The organism is Olivibacter domesticus, assembly GCF_900109575.1.
Taxonomy (GTDB): domain Bacteria; phylum Bacteroidota; class Bacteroidia; order Sphingobacteriales; family Sphingobacteriaceae; genus Olivibacter; species Olivibacter domesticus.
Map to the genome: position 1 here is coordinate 231,812 of NZ_FOAF01000005.1, position 14,255 is coordinate 246,066.

At 40.6% G+C, this 14,255-nt stretch carries 11 protein-coding genes; 4 read left to right on the forward strand and 7 right to left on the reverse strand.

Features of this window, described 5'->3' with window-relative positions; all coding sequences use genetic code 11:
• Nucleotides 1-225: 225 nt before the first annotated feature.
• Entirely contained in the window at nt 226-816 is a 591-nt protein-coding gene (gene pncA / locus BMY50_RS18825) for a bifunctional nicotinamidase/pyrazinamidase (RefSeq protein WP_093327463.1), read from the forward strand.
• Nucleotides 817-846: 30 nt separating this feature from the next.
• Here pncA and BMY50_RS28170 read toward each other — a convergent pair whose 3' ends face one another.
• Entirely contained in the window at nt 847-996 is a 150-nt protein-coding gene (locus BMY50_RS28170) for a hypothetical protein (protein ID WP_162276631.1), read from the reverse strand.
• Between the two features lie 89 nt (nt 997-1,085).
• On the opposite strand from BMY50_RS28170, the gene BMY50_RS18830 reads away from it, so the two are divergent.
• Entirely contained in the window at nt 1,086-2,288 is a 1,203-nt protein-coding gene (locus BMY50_RS18830; RefSeq protein WP_093327468.1) for a helix-turn-helix domain-containing protein, read from the forward strand.
• Between the two features lie 111 nt (nt 2,289-2,399).
• Here BMY50_RS18830 and BMY50_RS18835 read toward each other — a convergent pair whose 3' ends face one another.
• The 4 genes from BMY50_RS18835 to BMY50_RS18850 form a co-directional block, all read right to left on the reverse strand.
• Nucleotides 2,400-3,791 (reverse strand): LecA/PA-IL family lectin, encoded by a 1,392-nt coding sequence (locus BMY50_RS18835; RefSeq protein ID WP_093327471.1) that lies wholly within the window; start codon nt 3,789-3,791, stop codon nt 2,400-2,402.
• Between the two features lie 144 nt (nt 3,792-3,935).
• Nucleotides 3,936-5,789 carry a vWA domain-containing protein gene (locus tag BMY50_RS28335; protein ID WP_093327474.1) on the reverse strand — a complete coding sequence of 618 codons (1,854 nt, stop codon included), beginning with the start codon at nt 5,787-5,789 and terminating at the stop codon, nt 3,936-3,938.
• 192 nt (nt 5,790-5,981) lie between these two features.
• Nucleotides 5,982-7,898: a hypothetical protein gene (locus BMY50_RS18845; protein WP_093327477.1), complete on the reverse strand. Its 1,917-nt coding sequence runs from the start codon at nt 7,896-7,898 to the stop codon at nt 5,982-5,984.
• A gap of 672 nt (nt 7,899-8,570) precedes the next feature.
• Nucleotides 8,571-9,518 carry an NmrA/HSCARG family protein gene (locus tag BMY50_RS18850; RefSeq protein ID WP_093327480.1) on the reverse strand — a complete coding sequence of 316 codons (948 nt, stop codon included), beginning with the start codon at nt 9,516-9,518 and terminating at the stop codon, nt 8,571-8,573.
• Between the two features lie 104 nt (nt 9,519-9,622).
• Here BMY50_RS18850 and BMY50_RS18855 point away from each other — a divergent pair, with 104 nt between their 5' ends.
• On the forward strand, nt 9,623-10,024 hold the full coding sequence (locus BMY50_RS18855; RefSeq protein ID WP_093327482.1) for a winged helix-turn-helix transcriptional regulator: 402 nt from the start codon (nt 9,623-9,625) through the stop codon (nt 10,022-10,024).
• A gap of 89 nt (nt 10,025-10,113) precedes the next feature.
• On the opposite strand, the gene BMY50_RS18860 is transcribed toward BMY50_RS18855, so the two are convergent.
• On the reverse strand, nt 10,114-10,809 hold the full coding sequence (locus tag BMY50_RS18860) for a MarR family transcriptional regulator (protein WP_093327485.1): 696 nt from the start codon (nt 10,807-10,809) through the stop codon (nt 10,114-10,116).
• A 99-nt stretch (nt 10,810-10,908) separates the two neighbouring features.
• Here BMY50_RS18860 and BMY50_RS18865 point away from each other — a divergent pair, with 99 nt between their 5' ends.
• Entirely contained in the window at nt 10,909-11,469 is a 561-nt protein-coding gene (locus tag BMY50_RS18865; RefSeq protein ID WP_162276632.1) for an SgcJ/EcaC family oxidoreductase, read from the forward strand.
• A gap of 341 nt (nt 11,470-11,810) precedes the next feature.
• Here the strand turns inward: BMY50_RS18865 and BMY50_RS18870 are convergent, their stop codons facing one another.
• Nucleotides 11,811-13,808, reverse strand: a complete 1,998-nt coding sequence (locus tag BMY50_RS18870; RefSeq protein WP_093327491.1) for an ATP-binding protein — start codon at nt 13,806-13,808, stop codon at nt 11,811-11,813.
• Between the last annotated feature and the right edge of the window lie 447 nt (nt 13,809-14,255).

The following is a 14,255-nucleotide window of genomic DNA, read 5'->3' on the forward strand; positions in this document are numbered from 1 at the left end:
ACTCTGAATGATTAATTCACTTATTCAAGCTAAGTGTTTCTTGTTCAAATTGTTCAGTTTATCTATTTCAAGCGCTCGGTTTTAGAAATTTACATATATTTAACCTATTAAAAGATTTGTTCTTTCTTAGTTCAATTTTTAAATCTTGTTGGAGTTTCCAATCACACTTTTTCAGACTGGGCCAGAAAATATCAAATTGATTAACATATTTTAATTTATGATTTTATGAACGCGCTCGTTATTATCGATATACAATATGATTTTTTACCTGGTGGCGCATTAGCGGTCAATCACGGTGATGAAATCGTCCCTACAATTAATGAACTGCAAGCAACGTATGATTTAGTCGTAGCCACGCAAGATTGGCACCCAAAAGGTCATAAAAGCTTCTATACTTCACATCCAAATAAAAAAGCATTTGAGGTGATCTCCCTAAATGGATTAGACCAGGTATTATGGCCAGAACATTGCATTCAAGGAACGAAAGGAGCTGAATTAGTTCCGGAATTGCTAACAAATTCAATAGAGGCCATCTTTAGAAAAGGAATGGATAAAGAGATTGATAGTTATAGCGGATTTTTCGATAATGGCAGAAAAAAATCCACTGGAATGGCCGATTATCTCAAAGGAAGAGGAGTTACTGAAGTTGCCGTTTGTGGTGTGGCCGCCGATTATTGTGTGTATTACACAGCAAATGATGCCTTAGATCTAGGGTTTAAAGCCAGCATTATAGAAAAGGCCTCCAAGCCGATCGACCTGGAAAGATATGAACGAATTAAATTGGACTTTCAGTTAAAGGGCGGTATCATTATTTAATGGCAAATCGTTAATTTAATATATAAATTTTCAATTTGTCCTTCCGGGATAAGCGTCCAAGCCTTTCTCAATACAGCACAGAGCTTCTTTTAAGTCGGCTTGGCTAAGTACGTAGGCCAGCGGGACCTCATTATCACCCTTTCCCGGTGTGCTATAAAATCCGGCAGCCGGGGTCATCATGACCGTTTTACGATCGTAAGAAAACTTTCTAACATAAGAGTAATGAAAAATCGCTAACCCTTTAACATAATTTCAAACATGTTTAATCAATGAGCATTATAGGTTACACCCTTGTTATAGCTGGCATTATCTTTTGTTGGCTAATATCTATTCTTTTATGGCGGTTTAGTTATAAAGAAGGAATACAACAAAAATTACTTTCGCTGATTTTTCTAATTATTGGTTGGTATGCTTTTACCTATTTGTTGGTGGCAAAAGGTTGGTTTATTTATTGTCCTTTTGTCTTTAGATTGGGCATGCCATTTTATTACTTAGTTCCGCCATTTGCCTTGTTTTATACTCAATTATTATTAAAAGAACGAAATACCATTTCCTCAAAAATAAATTTCGTTCATTGCCTCCCTTTCCTAGTATCACTTGTAGACTTAGCAGTCTACTATAGTAAAAATTATGGGAACCTACGTTATATTACTGAGCAGGTGTTGCTTGATCCTGTCAACTCATATATTCTTGGAAGTGGTTTTATTCCTGCCTGGAGGCATTATTTCTTTAGACCTGTACATGGATGCTTTTATGTAATTTTAATTGCTGTCACTTTCTATAAGGCTTTAAAATCAAAACGAATACAAAACATAGACAAACGATCACGAAGGTGGCTTTTTACGCTAGACGGCTTTTTGACACTTAATTATACCTCCATTTTCTATACGTCTTTTATAAAACCAACAAACAGCTATCCCGTGCTTGAGACCAGTATCATTTTTGCATTTACGCTAGTTGTCTGTTTTTTCCTTATGTCGATCAAGCCTTTCTTCTCTCCTTTTTTAATTTACCAAAGTAAAGATAAGAACAATAATAAGTCGGTAGCACCTATTTACGAACAAGCCAACAACGAAGCCCCTGACATAGTGAATGTAGTGCTCTCGGAACCAAAAAAAAAACTGCTTTCTCATGAGCGGGCTATGGAGATTGCTTCTGTCATGGACAAGGCCATGAGCGAACAACAATTATTTAAGAAGGTTAGTAAAATTGGAAATTTGGCTGATTATTTAAATCTCTCTCCTCGGTATTTATCGTATGTATTAAATAAACATTATGAACTCAATTTCAACGATTATCTTAATTCTTTTCGTATAAACTATGTGATCCAGTTAATAGAAAATGAGCAGCATAAACAGTTTACTTTTGAAGCCCTGGCAAGAGAAGCCGGCTTTTCTTCCCGCACAACTTTTTTCACCGCATTTAAAAAACAAATGGGTGTAAATCCTACGCAATATTTAAACGAAAAATAGGTAAGTGTTATAATTTAGACAAGAATTTCGGTAATTATAAAGCGAAGCAAAAAGAGCTTTGCTTCGCTTTTTTATCCTTTCACTGCAAAAAACAGGATCTAAGATGATGTTTTATTGGATTAAAAAGGCCACCCAGGCGATTTTTTCTACATTATGTTCCCCTCCTGATAATGGTTTGGCATACGCAACCAGCTCGTTCATCCTGATTTTAAAGCCGGTATTGGTTACCTGAGAAATACGGAGACCCGGCGTATCCGGTCCGTTAAAAGTTTGCACTTCAGGAACCACAACCACTTGCGATCCAACTGGATACGGTTTAGGGAACGTAACCGTTATAAATGTACTGTCGTCCCCTACTTTTGTTGCAGACGGTTTATCACTAACTAGGTCTATTACTCCTACTTGAATTTGAAATTTTCCGCAATCATGTGTTGAATTATTTCCTGACATATCTGTTGTTTGATTATTATTTGTTCCCACTTTAAGTTTAATATCGAATCCGCCTTCGTTGTTTTCATGACCGATGTCACCATATAAGAAAACAATCTCGCCATCGCTGGGAGCAATCCAGTCGAAAACACCTGTTCCGATAGGCGTTTGCGTATCGCCTATTTGAACAAACAGCCGACCAACTTGGGAATTTTCCTTGTGACCTTGAGGACCATGCCATGGATAATCAGCTCCATATTTAGCAAATCCGGAAGCAAGAATATCAATTTTGTCACCTTTTTTAACCTGAATGCCGGTTCTGACTCCTTCAGCCTGCACAGCAGGAAGATAACCTTCCCAGCGTTGAGAAACGCAGGGATCTTTATCCTTACAACCGCAAGGATTTTCTTTCTCCTCAATACTTTCCTCTTGGGGCACTTTACTAGCGCAGATGGTCTTCTTGAGCACATCTTTAAAATTGGCCATTCCGGAAGTATGAATAAAATGCTCACCGCCCGTTTTTGAAGCCAGGCGTGTAAACTCTTCGATCATGTCCTCCTCATCCTTTTTGGTAGGATAAGGTGTATGTGGAGCGCCCAAATATGTATTTACTTTAACATTATGTTTAAGTGCCGTGGCGATAGCATTGTCATTTGCCTTAACAGCTGCAGGCGTAACCACCATCTCACCGGCGTCAAGCGATTCATCCTGTAATAGGAATATAGCGCGTTCAGCCCCCTCGCGCCAGTCATAATGTTCACTCACATCTTCTACTGCGCGGGCGCCATCTTCGTTAGCACCGGCGCCGGGTAATGATTTCCTTACTCTGCTTTTTAACGATGCCGCATTAACACCTTTTTTGGTTAGGTAATTTCTAATGGTCTCGTCAAATTTGGTATTTTCAAATGTTCCTTCGATTCCAAGGTAATCCACCCTTAAATCAGACGGACAGGAACTTTTAGCTTCATCAACAGCACTAGCGATTGCCTTGCTGATTGCTTCTGCTGTACTTTTCATTGATCCGCTCGTATCAATTACGATGACAAGATCTACCTTTTTTGTATTTTCGCTCATTTTAATTTTCCTCGGTTGTTATAGTTATTTGTCTATAGAGTCGGCTACCATGTTAATTCTTAAGCACCGACATAAGCAGCATCTATTGGGCGATATCTGTAAAAACCTCTCCAATAGATTTATACCGCAATTTAAGTGATATGACTAAGCGATTTTTGGATATGCCCGAGAGGAAAGATTTCCATAAGAAGCACTTCCCCAACCACCATCGTATATTTTTTCTACCTTCTCTGGTGATGAAAAATTTGACTTCGCAATGAACCGCTTTGCGCCGCCACTTCCCTTTATGCCTCCTGCCAGATAAACACCGCCGTGGCTATCGAAGGCGAGGCCAAAGTACGAACACTTTTCGCCTGCTTCACCCGCACTAGCAAATTGACAAAGGTACTTGGCTTCCCAGTCGGTGCCCTGCGTATTATCCACCCGCCATGCACGCCCGCTAGAATCCAATAGGTAGGCGCGATCATCGCCATCGAAGGCTATATCAATGATACCTGTTCCGTTACCGAAAGGTTGATGTGGATTGCCCGCCGCACCTTTTACCTGTACAGTACTATAGTTGGTTTGCGGGTGCTTAAAGGTATAGATTTTTCCACCCTCAATAGCTGAGAAGAAAAAACCTGTATCATCTTTCCTAAAAGCAAAAGCATCTTTCCCTTTTCCTCCAGATAAACCTCTCAAGTATTCAAAGTTTTGCCCTTCCTTTCGCCGATAAATCTGGTTAGCTTGCCAGCCAAAATAATGGGTACCATCAGAAGTAGTAGCATTACTCCAGCCCGCTCCGTGTTGATTATCGATTGCTTTCCGAATCCGTTCTCCATTGCCACCGTTATGGACATAAATATCCCCATTATCTGCTTGGTTCCCTGGAAAGGCCCCGTCGTAATAAGTAATGGCGTAGATTTGATCGATTTCGCTGTAGGTCGGTGTGGCCGGAGGAGCAGGTTTTTCTCCTACTGGTTTCTCGGCTACCGGTTTTTCTGGAGTAGGCTTATTTTCAACAGGCTTGTCTGGAGCAGGCTTATTCTCCGTAGGTTTTTCAGTTGGTTTTGGATCTACAGGTTTAGGTGTTGCCGGTGTTGTTGTCTCGTTAGCAGGTTTTTTGTCCTTACACTTGCAATCCTCGTCATGCTCTTTTGCGTTCTTACATACCTCCTCAAAGTTTTTAAGAAAAGTTGTTAGTGTATTGATAGCTTTCGCGATTTCCGGTAACTGGTCGCAGAGATCAGTACAAGTTAATTTCCCTCCCGTTGGCTTATCTGTAGATGTCTCTTCCTTAGGTTTATCCGTCGGCTTGTCTTCCAAATCATCCGCTTCATCTTTTTTATCATCGATACTCACCTCCTGTGGGATTTTGCTGGCACAGATGGTATCTTTTAATACCTTTTTAAAATCCGGTAGTCCGTTAATATATATATTGTGGTCACCCCCCGTCCGCAATGCAAGACGCTTAAACTCCTTGATCATATTCTCCTCATCTTGCTTCGTGGGGTATTTCAGGCTTGCGTCCGGCGTTCCCAGATAAGTATGTACCTTCACCTCATTTTTAATAGCGGTAGCGATAGCATTATTATTTGCCTTAATACCCGCAGGCGTAACCACCATATCACCGGCATCAAGTGATTCATCCTGCAATAAAAATATCGAACGTTCAGCGCCTTCCCTCCAATCGTAATGTTCACTCACATCTTCCACTGCACGGGCACCATCTTCATTGGCACCGGCATTCGCTAACGATTTCCTTACTCTACTTTTTAACGATGCAGCATCAACACCTACTTTTTGAGTTAAGTAACTTCTAACGGTTTCGTCAAATTTGGTATTCTCAAAGGTTCCTTCAATTCCTAGGTAATCCACACGCAGATCAGACGGACAGTCACTTTTGGCTTGTTCCACTGCAGCACTGATGGCTGCACTTAAGGCCTGTGCTTCATCTTTCATAGATCCACTTGTATCTATCACGATGACAAGGTCTACTTTTTTCGTGTTGTCGCTCATTTTTTTGTTCTTTTTACGTTAAAAATTATTGATTGTTTTATTATTAGATGATCATTCCCCTCTATAAGTCTCCTAGGCAAGCGTTCATTTACCAAAATAAAGATGGGAATTCATAATATTAAGAACTTTGGATTCAGATTCCGCCAGCCAGGTAGTATTAACTTGACTAGCGGAATCATCTCCTTATTTAACTTACAGCGCAAATTTTGGATAAGCGCGGGAAGCCAGGTTACCATAAGAAGCGCTACCCCAAGGTCCCTGATAAATCCGTTCTAATTTATCCGGCGAAGCAAAACTTGATTTTACGATAAAACGCATTGCCCAACCATTGTGCAGATTCCCACCCGAAAGATACACGCCGCCATGACTGTCAAAAGCCAAGCCGTAGTAATCACATCTTTCACCTGCCTGGCCGGAAAATGAAGGTGAAAATTTACAGAGATGCTTAGCTACAAGGTCCGTGCCTTTCGTATTATCCACACGCCAGATATGTCCAGATACTGACATTAAATAGAGACGATCATCTCCATCAAAGTTGATATCAGAGATCATGTTCTCAAATTGGGTAGTAAAAGGCTGCAGAGGGTCGCCTGCCGTACCCCTCACCTGTACGGTATTATAAGTGGTTTGAGGATGTTGAAAGGTATAGATTTTTCCCCCTTCATATGCACTATAGAAAAAGCCTACATCATCTTTCCTAAAAGCAAAGCCATCTTTTCCTCTTCCTCCTGATAAGCCTCTTAGGTATTCAAGACGTTGGCCCTCCTTACCTCTATAAATCTGATTTGGGTTCCAGGCTAAGTAGTGGGTTTGATCCGAAGTAAGCCCATTACTTTGACCACTTCCAACAGAACTTTCGATCGCTTTTCTTAGAAGTTCTCCAGATCCACCACGGTGCGCATAAATATCACCATTGTCATTAGGTTGATTATTTATCTTCATTACACCGTTATCCAAAACAATTGCGAAAATCTCATCAACTTCTGTGTAAACCGGAGCTGTCGGTGTCGCGGGTTTTTCTGGTGTTACCGCCGGCTTTTCTGCCACAGGCTTTTGTGGTGTAGTTTCCGTCGTTGCTGGCTTCTCTGCGACCGGTTTCTCCTCCACGGGTTTTTCTACTGGTTTCGAATCTTCAGGTTTAGGCGTTACGGGTGTTGTCGTCTCGTTAGCCGGTTTTTTATCCTTACACTTGCAATCTTCATCATGCTCTTTTGCGTTCTTACATACCTCTTCAAAGTTTTTAAGAAAGGTTGTTAGTGTATCGACAGCCTTTGCAATTTCCGGTAACTGATCACAGAGATCCGTGCAGGTTAATTTTCCTACTGTTGGCTTATCTGTGGGCGTCTCTTCCTTAGGCTTATCCGTTGGTTTTTCTTCTGTTGGTTTATCAGTCGGTTTGTCTGCCGGCACCTCTTTGTCCAAGTTATCGGCTTCATCCTTTTTATCTTCGATACTTTCTTCCTGTGGAATTTTACTGGCGCATATGGTATCTTTTAGCACCTTCTTAAAATCTGGCAATCCGTTAACGTATATATTATGGTCACCCCCAGTCCGCAATGCGAGGCGCTTAAATTCCTTGATCATATCCTCCTCAGCTTCCTTTGAAGGATATTGCAAACTTGCATCCGGAGTGCCTAGATACGTATGTACCTTCACTTCATTTTTTAAAGCAGCTTCAATCGCCTTATCATTCGCTTCGATAGCTGACGGTGTCACGATCATGTCGCCCCCATCGAGCGACTCGTCCTGAAGCAAAAAAATGGCTCGTTCAGCACCTTCCCGCCATTTATTATGTTCACTGAGATCTTCCACCACGCGTGCACCATCCTCTTGAGCACCAGAACCTGGCAACGATTTTCTTAACCGACTTTTAAAGGCCTTCGGATCAGCTCCTGCTTTCGTTAAATGGCCTCTCACCGTTTCAACGAATTTGGTACCCGGGAAAGTACCTTCAATCCCTAGGTAAGTCACCCGTAAATCAGATGGGCAAGCTTTTTTAGCTTCACTTACGGCAGCCTCAATAGCAGCACTGATTGCCTGCGCTTCATCCTTCATGGAATTGCTCGTATCTATTGCGATGACGAGATCTACTTTTTTTGTTTCGCTCATTTTTTTGTTCCTCCGATGTTATAAGTCATGAATTGTTGTTATGATATATTAATTGAATTACATTCATATTCTTAGAAGCAGCTGTTAATAGAGGCAAGTTTATCCGCCCCCATCATGGGGCAACCTTTCTCAATCTGTTTCAAAATCGCCTTATTGGATTTATTTCAAGAAAACCTACACTTTTCTATGTACGAATTAAAAATTTCACATTATACATATGAAATTAACATTAAATTAACTTTGGTGTTTTTTTATTGGTAATGCAAACGTAGGCAATTTCTTAAAAAGCAAAAACATATTTACACATACACTTCTCACATTTACACATAATTACACACTCATTACACAAAACAGAAGTTGGAGCTAAAAAGGCTAGAAAACGTAGATTTTTGTATTTTCTTTCAGCTGATCTCTTGTCGTAATTTGCCATTAATTAGGATTGAATAGCTTTCAGAACATAAAAAAGATCGAAAATCAATGATTAGAGATATTCGGTTTTCAGAAAACCGAACATCATATAGTGGGGAACTATCTTGTTCAGGTTCGGGGATTTTCTATTATCAATCGGTTGGTCTTCTTCTGCTATAGTCGATATGGCTTGAAGCAACAATGCCTGCCATTGCTAGATAAACGGCTGTTGTAAACAACATCAACAAGATAAAGAACAGATAGTTAATAAGAAAGCTTTTCACCTTGCCAACCAGTAGTCTGTAGAAACTGTTCCCAAGTAAGGCTATTAGGATTTATTTGGCGGCTCCACTCCAGATCGCGATCTTTCCTAAAATAGCCATATTCAGCAGCGTACTCCGCCATTCCCAAAATTTCACGAACCAACATCTCATTTGAATGAAATTCCGGAAAATGATGAAGCAAATTCTCTTGCGTAAATGCCGAACTGTATACAGCCTTCTTCCCCGTAACTCGGATGAACGTATCGACCATCTCCTGAGGTGATATCATATCGCCGATTACAGGCAAGGATCTCCCAGCATATTTACCTGGATTCGAAAAAATCTCCAAAACAGCCGGGCCTGTGGCAGTAAGTGGGTCAACAAAAGGAGCGCGAAAGTCTTTAGGCAAATAAATCGGAAATACAAGTGTATCGCCATTCATGGCAGGTGGATAAAATTCCATCAGATTAGTATAAAAGAAAGCCATGTAGATAAACGAACTGGTGACTGGTAGTGTACGGATATGGTGTTCAATTTTGGCCTTGTCTGTAAAATGTGGAGCAAACTTTTTCCCTTTCGTAATTTTATCTACATTTTCCAAGCTACTGAAGACAATATGCCCTACCCCCGCTTCCACCGCAGCGTCCGCCAACTCTTTACCCAAGGCCACCTCATGCATTTCTGGTGGAACAATGCTTGGCGTCATCAGGAAAACACCTTCTGCCCCACGAAATGCTTCCACAAAGTCTTTTTTATGTCCCAAATCAAGTGCTAATCTTACAAGTTCAACCCCTTGTTCTGCCAAATCAAGTGCCTCAGGGGAGTCAACGCGACGGGTGATGCCGCGTACGCGATAACGTCCGCTACGTAATAATGTGTGAGCAGCACTGCGGCCTTGCTTACCCAAAATGCCGACGATCGTAATGAGTGGTTTATCTTTTTGTATCATTGCTTTTAAAATAATTTATAACTATAATAATTATAGTTGCAAAACTAATTTTAGTACTATACATTTGCAATAACTATCAAAAAGGATAGGTTAAAAGAATCAGGATGAAAACAGAATGTATTGGCGATTTTGTAAAACTGGGAGATAAGACCTACCCCTGTACAGTAAGCCTTACGATGGATTTAGTGGGTGGAAAATGGAAAGCTGTCATTCTTTACCATTTACAGGATGAGGCAAAAAGATACAACGAACTTCGTAAAGAAATGCCTTCTGTTACGGAAATGACCTTGAGCCTGCAATTGAAACAATTAGAAAAAGACGGTCTGGTATCAAGAAAAGTCCATGGCAAAAAACCACCTGTCAAAGTCGTTTATAGCTTAACTGATTTTGGCAAAACGTTCATCCCTGTATTGAAAGCCATTACAGCATGGGGCAATCAGGTTGTCAGTGAAAAAGGGGAGTTTGTAAAAAGCAACCTTCCCGTACCCAGTTATCCTGCTACATAGGGAGGTGATACTTACATTTATGCCAATACTCCGGGGGACTTTCCCGAATAACCTGCAAAGATGGCTTCATACAGACAAGCATTTAAAAATTAATATCTTCTTTGCTTAAAAGTATCAATCCTCTTTTTAAGTTCCTGAAATGCCTCCTCCATCTTTTCTTTTCCAATTCCTGCTTCAATAAGTTCATCCAAGTTTTTATTACGTCCTTTCGAAAGGATCTGACCATGTTTGATCTCTGTAGCACTTAATAAATTTATAATCAATTGCTTTTCCACTGTTGGTATTTCATAAAAAAGGAGAAAAGTTGGCTTATAAAGTAATTCATATAACTGAAGTAATAACTTTTCGCCATCTGCCGTCAGCTTTAGCAATTTCGCTCTTTTGTCAGTAGGATCTTCGCGTTCCGAAATATAACCTGCTTTTTTTATCCGGTTTAAGATGTCCACTCCGGTAGAGTGCTCCATCAAATGAAAACTAATAATATCGGTTTTATTGGCTTCCTGTAGATGATAAATAGCGTTAAGGAAATAGAACCACTCCAACTCGATCCCATCCGTTTCTTTCAGCGCCATCCTGGAATAAATAATCTGCATCACACTGATCCTTCCTATCAGCTTTGCAAGAGTGGTATCTAAATCTGGGGGTGCCATTCCTTTGAATACCACCTGCTTCTCTTCTTTTTTCTTTTTTGCTAAATAATACGTACAGAAGTCTTCCACATTCGCATCTTCGCGTCTGCTTGAAAAAATATCCCATTCCGTAATCAACTCTATGATCGGCTTCATCTAATTCCATTTAAATACAAAAAACATACAACGAATTCGTTTTAAATTGTAACGAATTCGACTTATATGCATCCTATAAATATCGAAATCATTTTTATTATGAAAAAATATATGTCAACAAAAGTTCTACTACTGATCGTGCTCTTCATTAACGCACTCGTAATTATTTCAAATTTCATCTACGTAACACCATCCATCGTATTGAAAAGCGAGCCTTTTTCAAAAGAAAGAACGGATGATGTAGAAGAGATTAAAGCATTGGAAGCCATTGTTGCAAAAGGTTGGGCTACTGGTGATGCCCGTATGATGGCATCTGCTTATACCGACGATGCAGACTACGTCACCTTCAACGGTGAGTGGCTAAAAGGGAAACAAGCAATTATTGACACCCATCAATCTCTATTTGATGGTGTATTAAAAGGCTCTTCCCTTGCAGACAGAGAGATAAAAGCCATCCGCTTCCTGACAGAAAATGTCGCGCTTGTTCACGTAACAGGTTCGGTAAAACAAAAATGGCGTGAAAAACCCGCCAAAAGCAGAAAATCAATCCAGACTCTGGTGGCCATAAAAAAAGACGGTATATGGAAGTTTGCAACATTTCACAATACGCGGGTTAGCAGAATTTCTTTATGGGATGCAATCATCATGTCATTTAAATAGTCATTCCCTTAAAAACCGCGACCCACATACTAACACTATATATTTACAGTTAATTTTCGAAGATTTAGAATCGGTGAGAACCTTCAACGGTCGGCTCCCACCGCCTACAACTTCAACACTATGGTTCTTCCTTTATTGTATCACCTTTTGCGGTTGTTGCTATCGCTTCCTCATATTATTTCTCCTTCCCACTCAAAACTTTTTTACGCTCACCTTATGAGGCCGGCCCTGCAAGCTCACTCTCACAACTCGTAACGGGCAACTCACAATTTATTAAACGAGGCCGGTCCTGTAAGCAAGTAAACGGACGCCAACAGTTCTTGCTACCCGCGGAGGTCTATTCAAAGAAAAAGTTCGACATGTACCGTTGTGCCCTGATTTTCTGCTGAATCTATTTTTATATTACCGTTCATATACTCTACCCGGTTACGTATATTGCTTAGGCCAATTCCCTCGCCATCGGTATTGTAAGGATCAAATCCTTTCCCATTATCTTCTACCGTGATAAGGAAAAGATTACCGTTCTGTAAACATTGTACAATGATATGAGATGCCATGCCATGACGGATCGCATTGTTAAGCAGTTCCTGGACAATGCGATAAATGTTGACCTGTACCATTTCGTCCATATTCCGCTGAATACCATCTACCTCTAACACAACATAGGTCATTTTCGTGGTAAGCGCGTTACAAAGATCTGCAAGAGCGGTTTTCAATCCAGATCGAAGCAGGCTTTCCGGCATCATATTTCTCGCAATTCGTCTCAATTCACCGATAGAGGCATCAAGTTGCACAATAGTCTCCTCCATAACGGGAAAGCCATCTTCCATTAGCTGACCAGAAAGCTTAAATCGGATTCCCGCAAGCGCCCCACCAAGCCCATCATGTAGATCCCGGGCAATACGTTTCCGTTCACGTTCTTCTCCCTCCAGCATTGCCTTGCTTAATTGTAATTGCTGCTGCTGTTCCATCTCACGGAGCTGTTGGCGATGGTTGATTTCCTTTTGTTCGGAAAGCTTCTTATTATGACGCAGGTAATAAAATAAAAACCCAACAAGCAGTAACAGGAAAAGACAAGCAGCGCTCCATAGAAGACTATGGAGTTTTGCTGTATGCACACTAAAATCGCTTTCGCGCTTTTTAGCAGTAAGCGTCATGATTTCTTTTTCTTTCTCGGCTGTTTGATATTTTTTCTCCAACTCGTGTATATCTGTTTTGTACTTCGCCTCATTCAAGGTATCTGCCAAGTCGATATATTTTTGCGACCATTCGTACGCTTCTCTTGGCTTTCCCGCTCCGGCGTAAGTCATGGCAAGCTGCCGATAATAAAGTTGCCTGTCTAGCGGCATTAGAATTTTGCTCTCCAAGAGATGCTGCATTACATTAATTGCGGCATGATAATCTTGTTTTTTACGTAGACTTTCAAACTTGAAAAATTTCAGGCGATTAACAAAGTAATTCTCCGTGTTATCCGAAGCAAAAGCCACCCCTTTATCAAAGCTGGCCACGGCTTCTCCGTATTTTTTCAGGTAATCATAGTAAAGGCCCTCACAGTAGTAATATTGTATATGCGCGTTAGACTGCGGGTAATTTTTTAAAATATCCCTCACTTTTTTTAGCTGTAGGGTAACTACGGCTGGTTTATTAAGATAAATATTGTTTTCAGCAACAACCAGCGCCACTTCAATAATGGATTCCGGTTTTCGGTAAAGGCCCTCCGGTTCTGACTTCTCAAAAAGCTGCAGCGCTTCATGAAGATATTTATCAGCTTTTTCGCGTTGCTTTGCGTTTAATAAACTGATGCCAACAAACTTATTGGCATTAGCCATTAAGAACAGATCATTGGTCTTTTTGGCCAAGGGAAGAGCCTGGTTAATATAAGCATCCAATCCACCTTTTTCATTACCCTTCATTTGCTCAAGAACCCCCAATAAGATCCAGACATTACTTCTCACCTTAAATGCTTCCCGATTATTTTTGATTTGAGCTAATAGCGAATCACTTTTACGCAAATTACGTTCGACAAGTCCGATATCCGAGGTACCAAGCATGGAGAAAGCTTGGTAATAATAAGAGGCTGCTTTTAAAAATCCGTTACCTTTAGAAAGCGCAATCCCTTCATCCAAATAATGCTTAGCATTTTCTACATTCTTCGCCCTTTTATTAATTTGCGAGAGTAAAAAAGCAGCTTGCGCCTTTGCACTATCCGTGGTGGCAGCCGAAAACTTCTTATTAAGGCTGTTGATATAAGCAGTATCATCAGCCAGTTTGATCATCATTTGGGCTTTTGCGCAGCATAAGCCAACAAAATAAAGCAGGATGAAGGTGTAAGTTTTCATTGAAACAGCTTTTAGATTTAGTTTATCCCCATTAATTTTACAATTATACAAAATTCGGAGAGTAGACAACCCCGATCTATTTGGATTACAAGAATTCACTGATAACTACATTGAAAATCCTCCTGCACAACATGAGTATGCAGGAGGATTCGATAGCACTAAGTTAGTTCTCCTTCGCTACTGTTGAAATAGCGGAGGCCACTACACCTGCGGTGGCTAGGTAGCCTGCAATGCGAATCACCGTTGCCGGTAATTCGCTTCCTCATATTATTTCCCCATCCCTCTCAAAACTTTTTTTTGCGCTCACCTTATGAGATCGGTGCTGCAAGCGTGCCGTTTCACCTAACGGTATAGTCTTTCCGTTATGCTATAAGCTCTTAGGACAGTCGGTTCATATCCGAGAAAATCGGCCTTAAATATTCCGGCTATCACAGGCCAAGTAGTGGC

What these genes read in the sequence shown, in the direction of transcription:
- pncA (WP_093327463.1), top strand. Translation starts at nt 226, where the DNA reads ATGAACGCGCTCGTTATTATCGATATACAATATGATTTTTTACCTGGT.
- BMY50_RS28170 (WP_162276631.1), bottom strand. Translation starts at nt 996, where the DNA reads ATGATGACCCCGGCTGCCGGATTTTATAGCACACCGGGAAAGGGTGAT.
- BMY50_RS18830 (WP_093327468.1), top strand. Translation starts at nt 1,086, where the DNA reads ATGAGCATTATAGGTTACACCCTTGTTATAGCTGGCATTATCTTTTGT.
- BMY50_RS18835 (WP_093327471.1), bottom strand. Translation starts at nt 3,791, where the DNA reads ATGAGCGAAAATACAAAAAAGGTAGATCTTGTCATCGTAATTGATACG.
- BMY50_RS28335 (WP_093327474.1), bottom strand. Translation starts at nt 5,789, where the DNA reads ATGAGCGACAACACGAAAAAAGTAGACCTTGTCATCGTGATAGATACA.
- BMY50_RS18845 (WP_093327477.1), bottom strand. Translation starts at nt 7,898, where the DNA reads ATGAGCGAAACAAAAAAAGTAGATCTCGTCATCGCAATAGATACGAGC.
- BMY50_RS18850 (WP_093327480.1), bottom strand. Translation starts at nt 9,518, where the DNA reads ATGATACAAAAAGATAAACCACTCATTACGATCGTCGGCATTTTGGGT.
- BMY50_RS18855 (WP_093327482.1), top strand. Translation starts at nt 9,623, where the DNA reads ATGAAAACAGAATGTATTGGCGATTTTGTAAAACTGGGAGATAAGACC.
- BMY50_RS18860 (WP_093327485.1), bottom strand. Translation starts at nt 10,809, where the DNA reads ATGAAGCCGATCATAGAGTTGATTACGGAATGGGATATTTTTTCAAGC.
- BMY50_RS18865 (WP_162276632.1), top strand. Translation starts at nt 10,909, where the DNA reads ATGAAAAAATATATGTCAACAAAAGTTCTACTACTGATCGTGCTCTTC.
- BMY50_RS18870 (WP_093327491.1), bottom strand. Translation starts at nt 13,808, where the DNA reads ATGAAAACTTACACCTTCATCCTGCTTTATTTTGTTGGCTTATGCTGC.